20 protein-coding genes are annotated in these 18,872 nt (G+C 68.4%); 6 read left to right on the top strand and 14 right to left on the bottom strand.

Going from position 1 to position 18,872, the window contains the following annotated elements; translation table 11 throughout:
• Positions 1–374: 374 nt before the first annotated feature.
• From EOE66_RS16125 to EOE66_RS16065, 13 genes are all read right to left on the bottom strand, one after another.
• Positions 375–1,838, bottom strand: a complete 1,464-nt coding sequence (locus EOE66_RS16125; RefSeq protein ID WP_245479075.1) for a DegQ family serine endoprotease — start codon at positions 1,836–1,838, stop codon at positions 375–377.
• A gap of 132 nt (positions 1,839–1,970) precedes the next feature.
• On the bottom strand, positions 1,971–2,990 hold the full coding sequence (locus EOE66_RS16120) for a MucB/RseB C-terminal domain-containing protein (protein ID WP_245479074.1): 1,020 nt from the start codon (positions 2,988–2,990) through the stop codon (positions 1,971–1,973).
• Positions 2,990–3,649, bottom strand: coding sequence for a sigma-E factor negative regulatory protein (locus EOE66_RS16115; protein ID WP_128229770.1), 660 nt, complete (start codon positions 3,647–3,649; stop codon positions 2,990–2,992). Before EOE66_RS16115 ends, EOE66_RS16120 begins: the two co-directional genes overlap by 1 nt.
• Before the next feature lie 70 nt (positions 3,650–3,719).
• On the bottom strand, positions 3,720–4,328 hold the full coding sequence (gene rpoE / locus EOE66_RS16110) for an RNA polymerase sigma factor RpoE (RefSeq protein ID WP_128229769.1): 609 nt from the start codon (positions 4,326–4,328) through the stop codon (positions 3,720–3,722).
• Positions 4,329–4,571 (bottom strand): hypothetical protein, encoded by a 243-nt coding sequence (locus EOE66_RS22160; protein ID WP_245479073.1) that lies wholly within the window; start codon positions 4,569–4,571, stop codon positions 4,329–4,331.
• Positions 4,572–4,789: 218 nt separating this feature from the next.
• Positions 4,790–6,034, bottom strand: coding sequence for a beta-ketoacyl-ACP synthase II (fabF, locus tag EOE66_RS16100; RefSeq protein ID WP_128229767.1), 1,245 nt, complete (start codon positions 6,032–6,034; stop codon positions 4,790–4,792).
• Positions 6,035–6,041: 7 nt separating this feature from the next.
• Positions 6,042–6,281 carry an acyl carrier protein gene (gene acpP, locus EOE66_RS16095; protein WP_054139048.1) on the bottom strand — a complete coding sequence of 80 codons (240 nt, stop codon included), beginning with the start codon at positions 6,279–6,281 and terminating at the stop codon, positions 6,042–6,044.
• 122 nt (positions 6,282–6,403) lie between these two features.
• Positions 6,404–7,153, bottom strand: coding sequence for a 3-oxoacyl-ACP reductase FabG (gene fabG, locus EOE66_RS16090; protein WP_128229766.1), 750 nt, complete (start codon positions 7,151–7,153; stop codon positions 6,404–6,406).
• Positions 7,150–8,088 (bottom strand): ACP S-malonyltransferase, encoded by a 939-nt coding sequence (fabD, locus tag EOE66_RS16085; RefSeq protein WP_128229765.1) that lies wholly within the window; start codon positions 8,086–8,088, stop codon positions 7,150–7,152. The genes fabG and fabD overlap by 4 nt, the downstream gene beginning before the upstream one ends.
• 56 nt (positions 8,089–8,144) lie before the next feature.
• Complete coding sequence (locus EOE66_RS16080) at positions 8,145–9,161, bottom strand: beta-ketoacyl-ACP synthase III (protein WP_128229764.1); 1,017 nt, start codon at positions 9,159–9,161, stop codon at positions 8,145–8,147.
• Positions 9,158–10,207, bottom strand: coding sequence for a phosphate acyltransferase PlsX (gene plsX / locus EOE66_RS16075; RefSeq protein WP_128230204.1), 1,050 nt, complete (start codon positions 10,205–10,207; stop codon positions 9,158–9,160). Before plsX ends, EOE66_RS16080 begins: the two co-directional genes overlap by 4 nt.
• A 163-nt stretch (positions 10,208–10,370) precedes the next feature.
• Positions 10,371–10,553, bottom strand: a complete 183-nt coding sequence (rpmF, locus tag EOE66_RS16070) for a 50S ribosomal protein L32 (RefSeq protein WP_014430300.1) — start codon at positions 10,551–10,553, stop codon at positions 10,371–10,373.
• A gap of 253 nt (positions 10,554–10,806) precedes the next feature.
• Positions 10,807–11,361 carry a YceD family protein gene (locus tag EOE66_RS16065; protein ID WP_128229763.1) on the bottom strand — a complete coding sequence of 185 codons (555 nt, stop codon included), beginning with the start codon at positions 11,359–11,361 and terminating at the stop codon, positions 10,807–10,809.
• Positions 11,362–11,463: 102 nt separating this feature from the next.
• On the opposite strand from EOE66_RS16065, the gene EOE66_RS16060 reads away from it, so the two are divergent.
• Positions 11,464–12,066, top strand: a complete 603-nt coding sequence (locus tag EOE66_RS16060; RefSeq protein WP_128229762.1) for a Maf family nucleotide pyrophosphatase — start codon at positions 11,464–11,466, stop codon at positions 12,064–12,066.
• Entirely contained in the window at positions 12,063–12,833 is a 771-nt protein-coding gene (locus EOE66_RS16055) for an SAM-dependent methyltransferase (RefSeq protein WP_128229761.1), read from the top strand. The genes EOE66_RS16060 and EOE66_RS16055 overlap by 4 nt, the downstream gene beginning before the upstream one ends.
• Positions 12,834–12,857: 24 nt before the next feature.
• On the opposite strand, the gene EOE66_RS16050 is transcribed toward EOE66_RS16055, so the two are convergent.
• Positions 12,858–14,342, bottom strand: a complete 1,485-nt coding sequence (locus EOE66_RS16050) for a DEAD/DEAH box helicase (RefSeq protein WP_245479072.1) — start codon at positions 14,340–14,342, stop codon at positions 12,858–12,860.
• A gap of 172 nt (positions 14,343–14,514) precedes the next feature.
• On the opposite strand from EOE66_RS16050, the gene EOE66_RS16045 reads away from it, so the two are divergent.
• The 4 genes from EOE66_RS16045 to EOE66_RS16030 form a co-directional block, all read left to right on the top strand.
• A complete protein-coding gene (locus EOE66_RS16045; RefSeq protein WP_245479071.1) occupies positions 14,515–16,869 on the top strand; it encodes a polysaccharide biosynthesis/export family protein in 2,355 nt (784 codons plus the stop codon).
• A gap of 18 nt (positions 16,870–16,887) precedes the next feature.
• Positions 16,888–18,138 carry a Wzz/FepE/Etk N-terminal domain-containing protein gene (locus tag EOE66_RS16040; protein WP_128229759.1) on the top strand — a complete coding sequence of 417 codons (1,251 nt, stop codon included), beginning with the start codon at positions 16,888–16,890 and terminating at the stop codon, positions 18,136–18,138.
• Between the two features lie 49 nt (positions 18,139–18,187).
• Positions 18,188–18,571, top strand: a complete 384-nt coding sequence (locus EOE66_RS16035; protein WP_128229758.1) for a MarR family EPS-associated transcriptional regulator — start codon at positions 18,188–18,190, stop codon at positions 18,569–18,571.
• A gap of 150 nt (positions 18,572–18,721) precedes the next feature.
• On the top strand, positions 18,722–18,872 hold a 151-nt coding region (locus EOE66_RS16030; RefSeq protein ID WP_164885127.1), incomplete at its 3' end, for a Gfo/Idh/MocA family oxidoreductase.

The following is an 18,872-nucleotide window of genomic DNA, read 5'->3' as shown; positions in this document are numbered from 1 at the left end:
GGCAACTGCTTGTTGGGCATTCATTGTAGCCAAAACAACCGGCCGGGAACCCGCGTCATTGCTTGATTTCCGGCCGTTGCAACGATCAGACACGCGATACTTTTGCACAGTTTATCCACAGTCTGTGAACTGCCTGTGGATGCGTTCAGGATCGCGCGCTTCAGGCTGGCCCGGCGGGTAAATGACCCAGCCACGGCCCGAATTCTAGACGCGCCCCGGGCTAATCGCCGGCCCCGGGATATTGAAGTGAGAGACCACTAACTTCGAACCGACGCTGCGGGCGGTCGGCTGTCACCCGGCGCTCAGAAATGCTCCCGCCATGCGAAAAGACCCGGCGCCGAGCTCAACTTGCTCGCGCGCCGGGCCGGTCCTGATCAGCGCGTGGGGCGGATCACGAGGTAGTTCGTCCACTCGCCGCGGCGCACCATCACGCTGACGGCGCGCGACTTCTCGGCCTTGGCGCCGACGGTGGCGAACTGCTTGCTGTCGGTGATCTCGGTGTTGTCCATCGACAGGATCACGTCGCCTTCGCGCACGCCGGCCCGGGCGGCCGCGCCTTCCACCGCCTCCACCTTCACGCCGCCACGGATGCGCAGCTCGCGCTTCTGCGCGTCGGTCAGATCGGACACCGTCATGCCGAGCACGGCCTTGGCCACGGGTGCGGGGCCGCCCTGTTCGGGGCCGCCAGCGCGGCGCGTCGGACGGTCGGCCTCGAACTCGGCCACGGTGACACCGATGTCGCGCGTGGCGCCGCGGCGGAAGACCTGCAGCGTGCTCTTGCTGCCCGGCTTGATGCCGCCCACCAGGCGCGGCAGATCGCCCGACTTCTCGACCGCCTTGTTGTCGACCTTGACGATGATGTCGCCGGCCTCCAGGCCTGCCTTGTCGGCAGGGCCGTCCTTCTCGACGCTGACCACCAGCGCGCCGCGCGGCTGGCCCAGGCCGATGCTCTCGGCCACTTCCTTGGTGACGGCGCCGATCTGCACGCCGATGCGGCCGCGGATGACCCGGCCGCTCGTGCGCAGTTGCTCCGCCACACGCTGCGCTTCGTCGATGGGGATCGCGAAGCTGATGCCCATGAAGCCGCCGCTGCGGCTGTAGATCTGCGAGTTGATGCCCACCACCTCACCGCGCAGGTTCAGCAGCGGGCCGCCGCTGTTGCCGGGGTTGATGGCCACGTCGGTCTGGATCAGCGGCAGCAGATCGCCGGTGTCGCGCTGCTTGGCGCTGACGATGCCGGCGGTGACGGTGTTGTCCAGGCCGAAGGGCGAGCCGATGGCCATCACCCATTCGCCCACCTTCAGGCGGTTGACGTCGCCGATCTTCACCGGCGCCAGGCCCGTGGCCTCGATCTTCACCACCGCCACGTCAGAGCGCCGATCAGCGCCGACGATGCGCGCCTTGAACTCGCGCTTGTCGGTCAGCGTGACGATCACCTCGTCGGCACCGTCTACCACGTGCGCGTTGGTCATGATGAAGCCGTCGGCCGAGAGCACGAAGCCCGAGCCCACGCCGCGCTGCTGAGGTTCTTCTTCCTGGTTGCGCGGGTTGCCACGGCGGTCGGGCTGGCTGGGGATGGGCACACCGAAGCGACGGAAGAACTCTTCCATGTTCGGGTCCATCAGGCCGCCCGGCCGGTCGGCGCTGGTGCGGCGCTCGGTGGTGCGGATGTTGACGACGGAGGGGCCGACGCGTTCGGCCAGATCGGTGAAGTCGGGCAACTGCACGGTCGGCGTGGCCTGGGCCTGCGAAGGCCGCGAATGCAAAGCGGTGGCCGAAACCGACAAGACGACGAGGCCGAGGGCCAGGCGGCCGGCCCAGGTGCGAACGAAGGACATGGTGCGCGCTTTCATGCGATGCAGACAGGAATGGCTTGGGGCATGGAGAAGGGAAAAAAGTTCAGCCTGTCGCAACAGGCAGGCTCGGGCGGCGACGCAAGCCCCCTGCGTTGCAGCCGGGCGGCCGACCGTTCAGCGCGCGCGACGCTCCAGCGCGTTGGCGAAGAGCTTCAGCGTTGCCGGCGGCACATCGCCCACGACCGTGATCCAGTGCTCTCCCCTGCGCAGCATCACGGTGCCCGTGGCTCCTTGCTGGGCCTGCAGTTCGCTGCGGTGGCGCTCGGGCTGGAAGGGTTCGGCAAACAACGAGACATGGGTGAGCCCGTCGGAGAACACGGCCTGCAGCACCTGTGCGCTGCCGCCGGCTTCCATGCCGCGGCGCACACAGCCCACCAGGCGGAAGCCTGCCACCGGCCGCGCCAGGGCCCAGCCCTCGGCTTCCAGTTCGGTGCGTTGCTGCTGGGGTCGCACGACGCGGTAGCCGTCCAGGCCGCGTGGGTTGCGCAACACCTGCAGCACGGCATCGGGCTGCGGGCGCACGCCGATGTTGATCTCCGAGAAGGCCGTCGATTCCAGGATGCCGCGCTCCTGTCCCGGTGCCGCCAGCGCCATCACGTCGGCGCGCAGCATCAGGCCGGTGGCGCGGTCGGCCCACAGGCGCTGCGCGTAGCGCAGCATGTCACGCGGCTCCAGCAGCAGCACCGTGGCGTCGCGACCGGCGATGCGCGCTTCACCCTCGCGCCGCAGTTCGTAGTGGTCGAGCGCCTGCGGGTCCACCTCTTGCGGCGTGGTGGACCAGGCGCCGCGCGTCTCGCGCTTTTCGATGACGGCCACCTTGGCCTGCGGCCACAACGTGTGCACGGCATCGTTGTGGCGCAGGATGCGTTGCTGGCGGCCGTCCAGCGCCTCCAGCAGCTCGTAGGTCTGGTCGCCGACGGCGTAGTGGCCCACGCGCGAACTGGAGAAGGTGCCGCTGACGCTGAACACCATCGTGCCCTGGTAGTTGCCCGTGCTGGCTGCCGCGCGTATGCGGTTGAGCAGGGCCTTGGCCTCGGCCGGGGGCAGCGTGGTGGCTTCGGCAGCCATCACGGGCGGCAGCAGGCAGGTCATGAGTGCCAGCAGCGGCACCCAACGTACAGCGGGTGGGATCATCAGCGTGGGGCTTGGGCAGGCACGGCCAGGTCGACACGGCGCAGCGCGGAACTCGGCGCGGTGATCGTGGCGCCGCCGCGGGCGATCTGGTGGGCGCGCAGGTATTCGTCGAGCCGCTCGTCGCGGAGCACGGCTTCGCCGTCGGCCTGCCCCACCGACACGGGGCGGGTCACGCCGTTGGCCACCGGCACCACGGCCACGGCCGGGTTGCCCGCACCCGCAAAGCCGGCCGGGGCGTCGACCGCGCCCCCCGGCAAGCCCACACGGGCCACCACCAGCACACCCGCCACCACCGCAAAGCCGGCCGCCGCCGCCACCGGCATCAGCCAAGCCTGCCGGCGGCGCGCCGAGACCACGGCGCTCGGTGCCGCGGCCGGCACGGGCTCGGGCGCCAGCACCACGGGCTCGGCGGCCAGGCGCTCACGCAGCCCTGCAAGGAAAGCGGCATCGCCAGCCGCCGGGCGGGCCAGGTCTTCGGAGCGCATCACGTCGCCGATGAGCTGGTAGGCGTGCCAGGTGCGCCGCGCTTCGGCGTCCTGCCGCCAGGCGGCACAGGCGGGTTCGGTCGCATCGGCCTCACCGTCGGCCAGGGCCGAGAGCCAGCTGCGGGCTTCTTCGGCGGACAGGTTCGGGCTGGGGCGTAGCGGCTCGGCGTTCATGGCATGGCGGGCGGGGATAGGCGGGGTGCGTGCGGAAGGCGAGGCTGGTCGGTCAACGGCACTGGCGGCGTCACCAGCGTTCGCCGTCGCGCGTGTCGAGCAGGGGGCGCAGGCGCGTGGCGATGGCCTCGCGAGCGCGGAAGATGCGTGAGCGAACGGTTCCGATGGGGCAGTTCATCATCTCGGCAATCTCTTCGTAGCTCAGGCCTTCGATCTCGCGCAGCGTGATGGCCTGGCGGAGGTCTTCCGACAAGGCCTGGATCGCGGCGTTCACCGCCGCGGCCACTTCCTTGCTGGCCATCAGGGCTTCGGGTGTCTCGCCGTCGCTTAGTTCATTCTCGGCGCGTGAAGTTTCCTCACCTTCTTCGCCCTGGTGGCGCGAAGACTCCAGCACCAGCGGGTCGCGCTTCATGTCCATCAGCGCCTTCTTGGCGGTGTTGACGGCGATGCGGTACAGCCAGGTATAGAAGGCGCTCTCGCCGCGGAACTGCGGCAGCGCCCGGTAGGCGCGGATGAAGGTCTCCTGGGCGATGTCCTGCACGAGGTCGACATCGCGAACCATGCGGCCGATCAGCCGCTCGACGCGACGCTGGTACTTGACCACCAGCATCTCGAAGGCCCGCACGTCGCCCCGCTTGACGCGTTCCACCAGCAGGGCATCGGCATCCGCGTCAGACATTCAATCGGGGCTTCGTTCGGGGGACAGCACGCGGGGGGTGGCGCGAGGCGGGCGCGAATATACCGCGCAGCGCAGGGCGTGCCAGGCCGCACCGGCCTCGCCGGCGCCGATGGCCAGCCAGCGGGTGCCCCCACCTTCGGCGTGCAGGCGCAGCACGAGCACAGGCCCCAAATCCAGCATCAGCTGCAAGGTGCCGGCGGTGCCGTCGGCCGTCCAGCGCTGGCCGTCCCACTGCAGCGCCACACAGGGCTCAGCGCGCCATCGGCGCCACTGCCAAAGCAGCGCGGCGCAAGCCGCCAGGGCGCCGGCTGCAGCGGTGCTCGCGCCACCAGCGTCCGCGTGCGCAGACCCCCAAGCCGCCAATGCAGCAGCAGCGCAGGCCGGCAAACCCATGCTCAAGGCAGCCCACAGCGGACCGCCCCGCCCTTGCACGGCCACCGCAGGCGCGGCGCGCATGCGCGTCAGACCCGCCGGAAAACCAGCGTGCCGTTGGTGCCGCCGAAACCGAAGTTGTTCTTCACGGCGACGTCGATCCTCATCTGCCGCGCCTCGTTGGCGCAGTAGTCCAGGTCGCACTCGGGATCCTGGTTGAAGATGTTGATGGTGGGTGGCGACACCTGGTGGTGCACCGCCAGCACGCTGAACACCGACTCGATGCCGCCAGCACCACCCAGCAGGTGGCCAGTCATCGACTTCGTCGAGTTCACCACCATGTTCTTGGCGTGCTCACCGAAGGCCAGCTTGATGGCGTTGGTCTCGTTCAAGTCGCCCAGCGGGGTGCTGGTGCCGTGCGCGTTGAGGTACTGCACCTGGTCGGCGTTGATGCCGGCGTTGCGCAGCGCCGCCTTCATGCTGCGCTTGGGGCCGTCGACATTGGGTGCCGTCATGTGGAAGGCATCCGCCCCCATGCCGAAGCCGGCCAGCTCGGCGTAGATCTTCGCGCCGCGCCGCTTGGCGTGTTCGTACTCTTCCAGCACCAGCACGCCAGCGCCTTCACCGAGCACGAAACCGTCGCGGTCCTTGTCCCAGGGGCGGGACGCGGTCTTCGGGTCGTCGTTGCGCGTGGACAGCGCACGCGCTGCCGCGAAGCCGCCAATGCCCAGCGGGCTGACGGTGCTCTCGGCGCCGCCGGCCACCATCACATCGGCATCGCCGTACTCGATCAGGCGGCCGGCCTCACCGATGCAGTGCAGGCCGGTGGTGCAGGCCGTCACGATGGCGAGGTTGGGGCCGGTGAAGCCGTACTGGATGGAGACGTGGCCCGAGATCATGTTGATGATCGAGGCGGGCACGAAAAACGGCGAGATGCGGCGAGGGCCGCGTTCGCGGTAGTCGCCATCGGTCTGCTCGATCATCGGCAAGCCGCCGATACCCGAACCGACCAGGCAGCCGATGCGCTCGGCCGCTTCTTCCGTCAAGGCATCGCCCGTGGGCAGGCCGGCATCGCGCACGGCCTGCATGGAAGCCGCCATCCCGTAGTGAATGAAGGTGTCCATGTGCCGGGCTTCCTTGGCGGAGATGTACTCCTCGATCTGGAAACCCTTGACCTCGCCAGCGAACCTGCAGGCAAACCCAGAGGCATCGAACTTCGTGATGAGGTCGATGCCACTCTTGCCTGCCACCAGGTTCGACCAGCCTTCAGCCACGGTATTGCCCACCGGGCTGACGAGCCCGAGGCCGGTGACGACGACGCGACGCCGAGACATGCGGATGTCAGGCCTTCTGGTGGCCGGTGGCGTAGTCGATCGCCAGCTGCACGGTGGTGATCTTCTCGGCTTCTTCGTCCGGGATCTCGATGCCGAACTCGTCTTCGAGGGCCATCACCAGCTCCACGGTGTCGAGCGAGTCGGCGCCGAGGTCGGCCACGAAGGCCTTCTCGTTCGTGACGTCGGACTCAGGGACGCCGAGTTGTTCGGCAATGATCTTCTTGACGCGTGCTTCGATATCGCTCATGACTCCTCCGGGAGTGGGGTCGGTTCAAACAGCCCGCGATTCTACCGGCGGGGCCCGTACCGGATTTCTGGCCCGCAGGCCATCGCCCGCGGGAGGGAAAAGAAAGTGCTGCTCGCCAGGCCTCAGCCCATGTGCATGCCGCCGTTGACGTGCAGTTCGGTGCCGGTGATGTAGGCCGCGCCGGGGCCTGCGAGGAAGGCCACCGCCTGCGCGATCTCGTCGGCAGCGCCCAGGCGGCCCAGCGGGATCTGCGCCAGCAACGCGGCCTTGGCGGCTTCGGGCAGGCCGTGGGTCATGTCGGTGTCGATGAAACCCGGCGCCACGCAGTTGACCGTGACATTGCGGCTGCCGAGTTCACGCGCCAGCGCCCGCGTGAGGCCTGCCACGCCGGCCTTGGCCGCGGCGTAGTTGGCCTGGCCGGCGTTGCCGATGGCGCCCACCACCGAGGTGATGTTGATGATGCGGCCGTAGCGCTGCTTCATCATCGGCCGCGTGGCCGCCCGGCAGGCGCGGAACACGGCCTTGAGGTTGGTGTCGTGCACGGCGTCCCACTCGTCGTCCTTCATGCGCATCGAGAGCATGTCGCGCGTGATGCCGGCGTTGTTGACGAGCACGTGCAGGCCGCCCTGGGTCTTGACCAGCGTGTCGATGGCGGCGTCCAGCGCCGGGCCGTCGGTGACGTTGAGCACGATGCCCTGCCCGCTCAGCGGCGCCAGCGCCTCGCTGATGGCGGCAGCGCCAGCCTCGGTGGTGGCGGTGCCCGTGACGCGGAAGCCGGCCTTGGCCAGCGTCATCGCAATGGCGCGGCCGATGCCGCGCGAGGCGCCGGTGACCAGGGCCACCCGGCCGGCTGCGTTGGGGGTGTCGCTCATGCCAGCAGTTCCTGCACGGCCTTCAAACCAGCCGGCGTGTTGAGGGAGGCGGAGACGATCTCGGCGTCCACGCGCTTGACCAGGCCCGCGAGCACCGTGCCCGGGCCGCACTCGATGATGTGCGTGAGGCCGCGCGCTTTCAGCGCCTGCGTCACTTCCACCCAGCGCACCGGGCCGAAGGCCTGGCGGTAGAGCGCTTCGCGGAGGGCATCGGGCTCGGTCTGCACAGCCACGTCGATGTTGTTGACCACGGGGAAGCGCGGGCTCTTCAGCGCGACGATGGCCAGCTTCTCGCGCAACGCCTCGGCCGCTGGCTTCATCAGCGACGAGTGGAAAGGCGCCGACACCGGCAGCAGCAGCGCGCGCTTGGCACCCGCTGCCTTGAGTTCGGCGCAGGCAGCGTCGACGCCGGCTTTGCTGCCCGCGATGACGGTCTGCTTCGGGTCGTTGAAATTCGCGGGCTCGACCGGCTCGCCACTGTCGGCGGCGACCCTGGTGCAGACCTCGGCCACGCGGGCCGCATCCAAGCCCAGGATGGCGGCCATCGCACCCGCGCCCACCGGCACGGCCTGCTGCATGGCCTGCGCGCGGAAGCGCACCAGCGGCAGCGCATCGGCCAGGCTCAAGGCCTCGGCAGCCACCAGCGCGCTGTATTCGCCCAGCGAATGCCCGGCCACGGCAGCCGGCTCGGCGCCCCCTTCGGCGCGCCAGGCGCGGTAGCAGGCGATGGCGGCGGCCAGCATCACGGGCTGGGTGTTGGTGGTGAGGCCCAGGGCCTCGGCCGGGCCTTCGTGGATCAGGCGGCCGAGGTCTTCACCCAGTGCCGCGGAAGCTTCTTCCAGCGTCTGGCGCACCGCGGGGTGGTCGCCCCAGGCATCGAGCATGCCGACCGTCTGGGAGCCCTGGCCGGGGAACACGAAAGCAAAAGCAGGCATCGGGAGTCTCTGATCTTGTTCTTGGAAATCTTCAGTGCGGCCTGCGGCGGGCGCGCTCAGAAATCGAGCAGCACGGCACCCCAGGTGAAACCACCGCCCACGCCTTCAAGCATGACGGTGTCGCCGCGTTTCACGCGGCCGCTGCGCACGGCACTGTCCAGCGCCAGTGGCACCGAGGCCGCCGAGGTGTTGCCGTGTTCGTCGACCGTCACCACGAGCTTGTCGAGCGGCATCTTCAGCTTCTTGGCCGTGCCCTGCATGATGCGGATGTTGGCCTGGTGCGGGATGAGCCAGTCGAGGTCGGCCTCGGTGCGGCCAGCTTTCTCCAGCACGGTGCGGGCGGCGCTCTCCAGCACGCCCACCGCCAGCTTGAAGACCGCCTGGCCGTCCATCTTGAGCAGCGGATCGCCCAGCACCGAGCCGCCGGACACCGTGCCCGGCACGCAGAGGATGCCCACGTGCTTGCCATCGGCATGCAGGTCGGTGGCCAGGATGCCCGGCTCGCTGCTGGCTTCCAGCACCACGGCGCCGGCGCCATCGCCGAAGAGCACGCAGGTCGTGCGGTCGTTGAAATCGAGGATGCGCGAGAACACCTCGGCGCCCACCACCAGCGCACACTTGGCGGCGCCGGCACGGATCATCGAATCGGCCACGGTCAGCGCGTAGACAAAACCCGAGCAGACGGCCTGCAGGTCAAAGGCCGCGCAGCCGTTGGCACCCAGCTTGTGCTGCAGGATGCAGGCCGTGGACGGGAAGACCATGTCCGGCGTGGACGTGGCCACGATGATCAGGTCGACATCGTCGGCGGTGCGGCCGGCGGCCTGCAGCGCGGCCTGGGCGGCCGGCAAGGCCAGATCGCTGGCGTTGACGCCGTCGGCCGCGAAATGGCGCGCGCGGATACCGGTGCGCTCGACGATCCACTCGTCACTGGTTTCCAGCCCGCGCTCGGCCAGCAGGGCGGCCATGTCGGCGTTGCTCAGCCGGCGCGGCGGCAGGTGGCTGCCGGTGCCGGTGATGCGGGCGTAGCGTGTGCCGGAAACAGCTTGGGCAGAAGGCGATGACGGAGGGTTCATGCAGCGGTTTCCGGCGCGATGTCGCCCGTGGGCGGCGCGGCGAGACCGGCCTGCAGGGTGTCGCCGATGCGGTCTTGCACGCGGTCGAGCAGCCGGTTCCGCGCGGCATCATACGCCCGGGCCAGGGCCTGCTCGAAGGCGTAGGCGTCGGCCGAACCGTGGCTCTTGAAGACCAGGCCACGCAGACCCAAAAGCGCTGCGCCGTTGTAGCGGCGGTGGTCCACGCGGTGCTTGAAACGCTGCAGCACGGGCATCGCCACCAGGGCCACCAGCTTGCTCAGCGGCGTGCGGGTGAATTCCTGCTTGATGAAGTCGCCCAGCATCGAGGCCAAGCCCTCGCTGGTCTTGAGCAGCACGTTGCCGACGAAACCATCACAGACGACGATGTCGACCGTGCCCTTGAAGATGTCGTTGCCCTCCACGTTGCCGTGGAAGTTGATGTGGCCGCCCTCGCCCGCCGCGCGCAACAGTTCGCCCGCGCGCTTGATGGTCTCGCTGCCCTTGATGGCTTCTTCGCCGATGTTCAGCAAGCCCACGCTGGGCTCGGCCTTGCCATCCACGGCCGCGACCAGGGCACTGCCCAGCACGGCGAACTGCAGCAGGTGCTCGGGTTGGCAGTCGACGTTGGCGCCGAGGTCGAGCACCGTGGTGTAGCCGTCCAGCCGGTTGGGCATGACGGTGGCGATGGCGGGGCGGTCCACACCGTCCAGCGTCTTCAGCAGGTAGCGCGACACCGCCATGAGCGCGCCGGTATTGCCGGCGGAAACGCAGACGTGCGCGCCGGCCTTCAACTGCTGGATGGCCACGCGCATCGAGGAATCGCGTTTCCTGCGCAGCGCCACCTCCACGGAGTCGTCCATGGTGACGACTTCGGTGGCAAGGACGGGCGTGCAGCGAGCCCAACCGCGGGCCCCTTCGAGCGCAGCCGCCGTGCCCACCAGCACCAGTTCGGCGTCAGGATGGCTCTGCAGGAAAGCCTGGCAGGCGGGCAGCGTGATGCTCACGCCGTGGTCGCCGCCCATGCAGTCGACGGACAGGCGCACCAAAGGCAGCGGCGTGAAGGCGCTGTGGGTGGACACGGCAGGATTCAGGGCTTCAGCCAAGCCGGCGCGTCACCAAAGACACGCCCAGGCCAGCCGTTGCAAGCCGCGCCGCATGATCGGCATGCGCGCGGTGCGGTGCAGACCGATGCACGGCCTGCATCCGGAATCAGGCGTCGGCCTTGGTCTTCAGGACCTTGCGGCCGCGGTAGAAGCCGGTCGGGCTGATGTGGTGGCGCAGGTGCACTTCACCGGTGGTGGGCTCGACGGCGGTGCCAGGGGCGGCAACGGCGTTGTGCGAGCGGTGCATGCCGCGCTTGGAAGGCGACTTCTTGTTCTGCTGAACGGCCATGGAATTCTCCTGGGGGCAACACGTCAGGCAGCCGGAACTGCAAGAACGTGCGCCGATGCGCTGAAAGTGGCGTGGCGGTGGCGCCTCAGGGCGCTGGCGCTGTGGCCAGTAGGCCGCAGGGCGCCGGTGAAACAGGCCGCCGGTGGAACGCTGAAACGGTAGCTTTGCAGATGCTGCAACCCAGCCCGCAAGGGCCAAGCGCTTTCCGCAAAGCCCGCGAGTATAGCACCGGCCGACGCATCTGTAGCAGTCCTCAGCCTCCGCCGCCCTGCCCGCCCCGGCCGCGCAAGGCCGCCAACGCGGCGAAGGGGTGCGGCGCCGGCTCGTCTTCTTCCACCGGGTCTGCGGCCGGCATGGGCAGCGGTTCGGGGCAGACCTCGTGCCGCGGCACGATGGGCTGCGCGAGGATGAGCTCGTCTTCCAGCAGTTCGTGCAGGTCCAGGCGCGCCGGCAGCACCAGCACGTCGTCCTCGCTCTCCTCGTCCAGGCGCAGAGCCTCGTCCTCGCTGCGCACGAAACGGAAGCGGCGCTCCACATCCAGCCCTTGCGTCATGGCCTGCAGGCAGCGCTGGCACAGCAGGGACACGTCGGCCCTGGCTTCCAGTTCCAGCCACATCTCGGGCTCGCCGCCGGCCACGGGCACGAGGGTGCCGGTGGCCGACCAGACCGCAGCACCATCCGAGGCGGCGCTGAAGCCGGCGGCCAGGCGCTCCATGCCCATCAGCGGCCACTGGCCTTCAAGCCGGGCGCCGGCCTTGCACAGGGCGGGCACGTCCAGCGCGCGGGGGTCGAAGGCTCGTTCTTTCATCTCGGGGCAAGCGCGGGCAGGCGCAGCAGGCGGCCCACAGGCCGGCGCGGCAGTGTAGCGAGGGGCCGCCGGCCGCGAGCAGGCTCCGCCGACAATCAGCGCATGCCCAGCCTGTCAGCCAGCCCCCCGCTCATCCTCGGCTCCACCTCGCGCTACCGCCGCGAGCTGCTGGACCGCCTGCGCCTGCCCTACACCTGTGTGGCGCCCCAGGTCGACGAAACCCCGCAGCCCGGCGAAACCCCGGCCGCGCTGGCCTTGCGCCTGGCGCTGGCCAAGGCCCAGGCGGTGGCGGCACAGCACCCGGAAGCGTTGGTGATCGGCGCCGACCAGGTGGCCGACCTGCACGGTGAAGCCATCGGCAAACCCGGCACCCATGAACGTGCCGTGCTGCAGCTGCAGCGCCTGAGCGGGCAGCGGGTGGTGTTCCAGACGGCGCTGGCCGTGGTGCGCGCCAGCACCGGCCACGCCGAAGCCCAGCTGGCCGCCGTGACGGTGCAGTTTCGCCCGCTGGCCCGGGCGGAGATCGAGCACTACCTGCGCTTGGACCAGCCCTACGACTGCGCCGGCAGCGCCAAGTGCGAGACCCTGGGCATTGCCCTGCTCGACGCCATCGAGAGCGACGACCCCACGGCCTTGATCGGCCTGCCGCTGATCCGCACCTGCCAGATGCTGCGCCGCGCGGGCTTGGACCCGCTGCTGCCATGACAGCGCCCCCGTCAACAGGGCGCCTGCTGCTGGTGCCCAACACCCTGGACCTGGGTGCCGACGAGGTGGACCTGCGCGAGGTGCTGCCCGAAGGCGTGATCCGCCAGGCGGCGGCCCTGACGTACTGGGCCGCCGAAGACGCCCGCAGCACGCGCGCCTTTCTCAAACGCGTTGGCGCACTGGTGCCGCTGGCTGCGCCGCTGCAGGCCTTGCACATCACCGAACTGCCCCGCCCCCGCAAGGGCAGCCGCGAGACCGTGCCTGCGGCCGAGTGGCGCACCCTGCTGCAGCCGGCGCTGGCCGGGCACGACCTGGGGCTGCTCTCGGAAGCCGGCCTGCCCGCCGTGGCCGACCCGGGTGCCGCACTGGTGCAGGCGGCTCATGAGGCCGGTGTGCCGGTGCTGCCGCTGGCCGGCGCCAGTTCGCTGCTGCTGGCCCTGGCGGCCAGCGGGCTGAACGGGCAGAGCTTCGCGTTTGTTGGCTACCTGCCGCAAGACGCCGGCCCGCGGGCCACACGCATCAAGGAACTGGAGGCCCTCTCACGCCGCCAGCAGCAGACGCAGCTGATGATCGAGACGCCCTACCGCAACGCTGCGTTGCTGGCCGCCTTGCTGGCCGCGCTGCAGCCGGGCACCCGTGTCAGCATCGCCTGCGGCCTGACACTGGCTGGGGGCTGGTGCAGAACCGAGACCGTGGCGCGCTGGCGGCAGCAGCCGCCACAGATGCCCGAGCGCTGGCCCGCCGTGTTCGCCTTGCTGGCCGGCTGAAGTGCCGGCCGACGGCGAGGGAGATCAGCGGCTGCCGCCGAGCAGCGCTGCCACTTTCTTCTTCGGCCGGATGTTGGGCGACAGACCCGGCCCCGGGCGCAGGGTGGCAGGCACCGCGGCCTTGGGGGCGACCTCCCAGGCGGGCGGCTCGCTGCGCGCGGGGGGTTCGTAGGGCTTGTCGAAGAAGGGGTCGCGTGACGCAGGCGCCGGGCGCCGCGGGGCTTCGGTGCGGGGCACAGCCGTCGGCGCCTCAGCCTGCTCGCGGGGGGCTCGCTCTTCGCTGTCGTCGCGGCGTGGCCGGCGCACGCGGTCGTCTTCCAACTCGAATGGCTCGATGTCGAGCCGCTTCTTGATCAGCTTTTCGATCTCGCCCACCTGGCGCGTGTCGTCGCGCGTGACGAGCGTGACGGCCAGACCCGAAGCACCGGCACGGCCGGTTCGGCCGATGCGATGAACGTAGTCCTCCGCGTGGAAGGGCACATCGAAGTTGAAGACGGCCGGCAGGTCCGTGATGTCCAGGCCGCGCGCAGCCACGTCGGTAGCCACCAGCAGGTCGACCTCGCCCGCCTTGAAGGCCGCCAGGGCCTTCAGGCGTTCGTCCTGGCTCTTGTCGCCATGCAGCGCCTGGGTGCGCAAGCCGTCGCGTTCGAAGGAACGCGCCAAACGCGCGGCGCCCAGCTTCGAATTCACGAAGACGATGGCCTGCGTGAGCGCGCGCTGGCGGATGATCTGGCGGATGACGGCGCGCTTGTCGTCGTCGTTGGTGGCGTAAAAACGCTGCTCGACCGTGGAGGCCGTGGCGTTGGGCCGCGCCACCTCCACCAGCACCGGGTCTTGCAAATAGCTGTTGGCCAGCTTCTTGATCTCGGGCGAGAAGGTGGCCGAGAACAACAGCGTCTGCCGGCCGGCCTTCGGCAGGTAGGACAGGATGCGCTGCAGGTCGGGCAGGAAGCCGATGTCGAGCATGCGGTCGGCTTCGTCGAGCACCACGTACTCGACCTGGTTGAGCACGGCGCTCTTGGCCTCGATGTGGTCGAGCAGGCGGCCGGGGGTGGCGATCAGCACCTCGACGCCGGCTTTCAGCTGCAGCGTCTGCGGCTTCATGTCGACGCCGCCGAACACCACCGCCGAGCGCAGGTTGGTGTGCTTGGCGTAGTTCTTGACGTTGTTGGCCACCTGGTCCGCCAGCTCACGCGTGGGCGCCAGCACCAGCGCCCGCACGGGGTGGCGGGCCGGCGACATGCTGGCGTTTTCGTGCCGCAGCATCTTCTGCAGCAGCGGGATGGTGAAGGCTGCGGTCTTGCCGGTGCCCGTCTGCGCCGCCCCCATCACGTCCCGGCCTTCCAGCACGATGGGGATGGCCTTGGCCTGGATGGGCGTCATAGCCACGTAGCCGCTGTCGGCCACGGCTCGGAGGAGCTTGGGGTCGAGGGGGAGGGTGTTGAACAGCGCCGGCGTGGCTTGGCCGGCGGCCTCGCCGTCGCCCACCGATGCAGAAGGGGTCGTCATGAGCTGCATTATCAGGGCTGCCGCATGTCGTGCCAGCGTGGCTGGCGCCTCAGGCCCCGGGCTCCCAGGGTGGCAAGCCGCTTCAGCTACCATCTCGGGCTGCACTCGAACGGGCACGCGCTTCCACGACGGCGCTCGTGATCATCGTCCGCACGCTGGCGCCCGACACCCCATGACAGCTTCCTTCTCTTGCCGCTCATACGGCTTGTTAACCATCCCTTTCGCGTTGGTGCTGCTGGCGGCGCTTTTGCTGCCGCACAGTGTCCACGCCGCTCAGGCCGACTCGGGCACCTTGGTTGTGCCTGGCAGCCGGGAGACTGCAGCCAAGGCTGGCGCCGCAACCGGCGCTCCTGGCACTGCGCCGCCGGCTTCGCGCCGCTCGGACGCGGAACGGTCTGAGCCGCCAAGCCCGGCACGCTCGACGCCGGCGTCCGAGGTTGGCACGACGCAACGCCAGCCAACCCAGACGCCTGCGATGCGCAGCGAGTTTCAGCGTTTCGTAGAGATCGCAACGGGCCGGCAGCTCCCGGTGTTCGGCTCGAACTTCTTCGCAGAAGCAGCGGACTCCTTCGCTCCCGTGGACAACGTGCCTGTCAGCGCCGACTATGTGGTTTCGACGGGTGATGAGATTGTCATCAGGGCCTGGGGGTCCATCGAGCTGGACTACCGCGCCACGGTTGACCGCAACGGACTTCTGAACCTCCCGAGGGTGGGGAGCTTCTCGGTGGCCGGCGTCAAGGCTTCGGCGCTCGAGAACCATCTTCGTGCGCAGATCGGTCGCCTATTCAAGAACTTCAGCCTCAACGTGGCGCTGGGCCAGTTGCGTGGCATCAAGGTGTTCGTCGTGGGTCCGACCGTCAAGCCCGGCGTCTACACGTTGCCCAGCCAAGCGAGCTTGTTGTCCGCTGTCGTGGCCGCGGGGGGACCTTCGAGCGCGGGGTCGATGCGCAAGATCAGCCTCAGGCGCGACGGCCGGATCGTGACGGTGCTCGACGTCTACGACTTCCTGGTGAACGGCGACAAATCCCGAGACCTCCAGTTGGTAGCCGGCGACGTCGTGGTCTTCCATCCGGTGGGCCCGCGTGTGGCCCTGACCGGCGCTACCGACAGTGCGGCCATCTTCGAGCTCAAGTCTGCACAGGAAACGGTTCGCGACGTGCTGGCCTACTCGGGGGGTGCCTCGGTCTTGGCCAACCGTCAGCGCGTGCACCTGGAACGCATCGATCCCCGCCAGGCGCGCGCCAAGCGCTTCGTCGAAGAGTTCAAGCTGGACGAGGAAGGGCTCCAGAAACCACTCCGCGACGGAGACGTGCTCGCCCTGCTGGCCATTTCGCCGGAATTCGCGAATGCGGTCACGCTCAAGGGCCATGTGGCGCAACCCCTGCGTTTTCCATGGCGGGCTGGCATGCGCATCCTGGATCTGATCCCGGACAAGGATGCGCTCATCACGCCGGATTTCTACCGCCGCAAGAACCTCCTTGTGCAGTTGCTCGAGGTCGAGCAGGGGCACGCATCGTCTTCGACCAAGGTGGCGCCCGCCGCGCTCTTCGATGAGCTGAACTGGAGTTATGCCGTCATCGAGCGGCTGAACCAGCGCGACCTGACGACCCAGGTGATCCCGTTCAATCTGGGCGCCGCGGTGCTGCAGCGGGACGCCGCCCAGAATATTGAACTGCTGGCAGGCGACGTGGTCACGGTCTACAGCCAGAAAGAAATCCGTGTCCCGTTGGCCCGCCAAACCCGGCTGGTATCGGTAGAGGGTGAAGTGGCAGCGCCTGGGGTGTACCAACTCCTGCCAGGTGAGACTCTGAAGGAGCTGATTGCGCGCACAGGCGGTTTCACGCCGCAGGCCTACATCTACGGGCTGGAACTCAGCCGTGAGCAGACCCGCCAGCAGCAGAGAGACAACCTCACGGCGGCGCTGGCACGTTTGGAGTCTCTGGCGGCGACGCAGGCCGCCAGGGCGTCTGCCAACCGCAGAGATGACAGCAGCGCCGCCAACGATCTGGCCGTCAGCAACGCGGCGACGCAGGCCCAGATCTCTCGGTTGACTCGCATCCAGCCCAACGGCCGCATCGCTCTCGAACTCGCCCCTTCGGTGGCGAAGCTGGATGAACTGCCGGAGGTGCCGTTGGAGCATGGCGACCGCGTGGTGATCCCGTCTCGCCCCGGCTTCGTCACCGTGGCGGGTGCGGTGGTCAACAACAACGCCTTCCTGTGGAAGCCCGGGCGCACGGCGGGCGACTACATCAAGCTGGCCGGTCTTGATGAAGGCGCCGAGATATCGAACATGTTCATCCTGCGCGCCGACGGTACGGTCACCCATGCCAACGACCAGCGCGGCCTCTTCGGTCTCGGGGGCGGGCTGCAGTCGCAACCGCTGTACCCAGGCGATGCAGTGGTGGTGCCGAACCAACTCGATTTCGAGACCTGGGGACGGGCGCTCGTGCGGAATCTCAAGGACTGGTCGCAGATCTTCTCGCAGTTCGGTCTTGGCGCAGCAGCCATCCAGACCTTGCGTCGCTGACCTTCCGCCGAAGAAGCCATGACTACCTCCCCACACCCGCTGGCCGCGGCGCAGGCGCTTGAAGCAGACGGCGACGAGGGCGCCTCTATGAGCTTCATCGACGTCCTGACCTGGCTCGGTGAAGGCAAGTTCCTGATCGCAGGCGCCACGCTTGCCGTCGCGGCGGCTGCGCTGATCTACGCCTTGTTGCTTCCGCCCGTCTTTTCGGCACGAACGAGCCTTTTGCCCCCGACATCACAGCAATCCAGCGGCTCGGCCGCTGCCCTCGCGGCGCTGGGTTCGCTGGGCGGTCTGGCAGGCGGTCTTGGCGCCAAATCCTCGGAAGAGCTTTATGTCGCGTTGCTGAAGAGCGAGAGCGTGACCCGGGCACTGGATGAACGCTTTGGTCTGAAGGCCCGGTACGAGGTGCCCACCAACGAGATCCTTCGCAGGGTGCTGCCGCAATACGTGCGCGTGAGCTCCGACAAGAAAACGGGCGTCATCACCGTGGAGGTAGACGACAAAGATGCGAAGTTCGCGGCGGAACTTGCGAATGCCCACGTGGGGGAATTGTCCAAGGTCCTCGCCAGACTCGCCATCAGCGAGGCACAGCAGCGCAGAGTTTTCTTCGAACAGCAACTCAAGGAATCGAAGGAAAACCTCGTCAAGGCCGAAGCTGAATTGCAGCGCGTGCAGAAGCAGTCTGGCGTGTTCGTGTTGGACAAGCAGGCCGAGGCCCTGGTGACGGGCGCCTCGCAGATACGCGGGTTGATCGGCGAGCGCGAAGTGCAACTCAGAGTGCTGCGCAACAGTTCGACCGAGCAGAACCCCGAAGTGATCCGGCTGAACGCCGAGATCAATGCGCTGCGGGCCGAACTTGCCCGCCTGGAAAGCTCACGGAGCCAGGCCGCGTCGGGTCCACTGGACATGACCATGAGCAAGATTCCCGATGCGGCCCTCGCCTACGTTCGGGCCAGGCGCGAACTGAAGATCCAGGAGACGCTGCTGGAAGCCATGGTTCGCCAGTTCGAGTTGGCGAAACTGGACGAAGCCAAGGAAGGCCCACTGCTGCAGCAGATCGACACCGCCGTGCCCCCCGATTACAAGTCGAAGCCATCCCGGGCAAGGATCGTTCTCGGCGCGACACTGGCAGCGCTGCTGGTCTCGACGCTGTTCGTCATCGGTCGCCGATACATCCTGCTCGACCAGGACCAGGGCGCCGAGTCACGCACGGCGTGGGCAGCCTTGCGGCAGGCGTGGCGCTTGAAGCCACGGGCAACCGCGAACTGACAGCGACCACTTGCCGCGGCAGGGCTCCCCGTGAGACACTCTGCGTTCAATGAATGAACAAGGACCGGTCGAAAAGACTTCCGTTCAAGAGTCCATCGGCAGCAGCGCAGACGCTCACCTGGCGCTGCTGCGGCTTTTGGAGCGCCACCCAGAGTATTCCCAGCGCGAACTGGCCGCCGTACTCGATGTCAGTCTGGGGAAAACCCACTACCTCCTGAAGGCGCTGCTGGAGAAAGGGTGGGTCAAGGTGAACAACTTCCGCCGCAGCGGCAACAAGCTGGCCTATGCCTACCTGCTGACGCCTGCCGGGCTGAAAGCCAAGATTCAATTGACACGCAGTTTCCTGTCGCGCCGAGAAGCTGAGTTCGAACGGCTCCAGCGCGAGATTGCCGAACTCAAGCAAGAACTTTCGGGGAGACCCGACACACCCTGAACGACCTGCTGCTCTCGATGGTGCAGTTGCCCCCGCGTGCCGGCGCTGGCCGTGCGGGGTCGGGTGGCAGCCGTTCGAACCGATGTCGCTCCAGGCCCACGACGAATCCGACTCCGTCGGCATCAGCCGCTTCCACTCCTGCCCATCACCATGCACCTCACACGTCCACCCATCACCGACCGCAAGGTCCGCTTTGCGGTCATTGGTTGCGGCCGCATTGCGCAGAACCACTTCGAGTCCATCACGAAGCACTCGGAGCGGTCCGAGCTGGTTGCGATTTGCGACACCGACCCTGCGGCGC

Origin of the sequence: Rubrivivax rivuli (genome assembly GCF_004016505.1) — a bacterium.
In the GTDB taxonomy this organism is placed as follows: Bacteria; Pseudomonadota; Gammaproteobacteria; order Burkholderiales; family Burkholderiaceae_C; genus Rubrivivax; species Rubrivivax rivuli.
This window is presented reverse-complemented; position numbering and strand designations above follow the sequence as displayed.

Coding starts and splice junctions, on each gene's coding strand:
- EOE66_RS16065 (WP_128229763.1), bottom strand. CDS start 11,361: ATGAAAGAACGAGCCTTCGACCCCCGCGCGCTGGACGTGCCCGCCCTG.
- acpP (WP_054139048.1), bottom strand. CDS start 6,281: ATGAGCGATATCGAAGCACGCGTCAAGAAGATCATTGCCGAACAACTC.
- fabD (WP_128229765.1), bottom strand. CDS start 8,088: ATGCCTGCTTTTGCTTTCGTGTTCCCCGGCCAGGGCTCCCAGACGGTC.
- rpoE (WP_128229769.1), bottom strand. CDS start 4,328: ATGTCTGACGCGGATGCCGATGCCCTGCTGGTGGAACGCGTCAAGCGG.
- rpmF (WP_014430300.1), bottom strand. CDS start 10,553: ATGGCCGTTCAGCAGAACAAGAAGTCGCCTTCCAAGCGCGGCATGCAC.
- fabF (WP_128229767.1), bottom strand. CDS start 6,034: ATGTCTCGGCGTCGCGTCGTCGTCACCGGCCTCGGGCTCGTCAGCCCG.
- EOE66_RS16055 (WP_128229761.1), top strand. CDS start 12,063: ATGACAGCGCCCCCGTCAACAGGGCGCCTGCTGCTGGTGCCCAACACC.
- EOE66_RS16120 (WP_245479074.1), bottom strand. CDS start 2,990: ATGATCCCACCCGCTGTACGTTGGGTGCCGCTGCTGGCACTCATGACC.
- EOE66_RS16060 (WP_128229762.1), top strand. CDS start 11,464: ATGCCCAGCCTGTCAGCCAGCCCCCCGCTCATCCTCGGCTCCACCTCG.
- EOE66_RS16045 (WP_245479071.1), top strand. CDS start 14,515: ATGACAGCTTCCTTCTCTTGCCGCTCATACGGCTTGTTAACCATCCCT.
- EOE66_RS16050 (WP_245479072.1), bottom strand. CDS start 14,342: ATGACGACCCCTTCTGCATCGGTGGGCGACGGCGAGGCCGCCGGCCAA.
- fabG (WP_128229766.1), bottom strand. CDS start 7,153: ATGAGCGACACCCCCAACGCAGCCGGCCGGGTGGCCCTGGTCACCGGC.
- EOE66_RS16080 (WP_128229764.1), bottom strand. CDS start 9,161: ATGAACCCTCCGTCATCGCCTTCTGCCCAAGCTGTTTCCGGCACACGC.
- EOE66_RS16035 (WP_128229758.1), top strand. CDS start 18,188: ATGAATGAACAAGGACCGGTCGAAAAGACTTCCGTTCAAGAGTCCATC.
- EOE66_RS16040 (WP_128229759.1), top strand. CDS start 16,888: ATGACTACCTCCCCACACCCGCTGGCCGCGGCGCAGGCGCTTGAAGCA.
- EOE66_RS16115 (WP_128229770.1), bottom strand. CDS start 3,649: ATGAACGCCGAGCCGCTACGCCCCAGCCCGAACCTGTCCGCCGAAGAA.
- EOE66_RS16125 (WP_245479075.1), bottom strand. CDS start 1,838: ATGTCCTTCGTTCGCACCTGGGCCGGCCGCCTGGCCCTCGGCCTCGTC.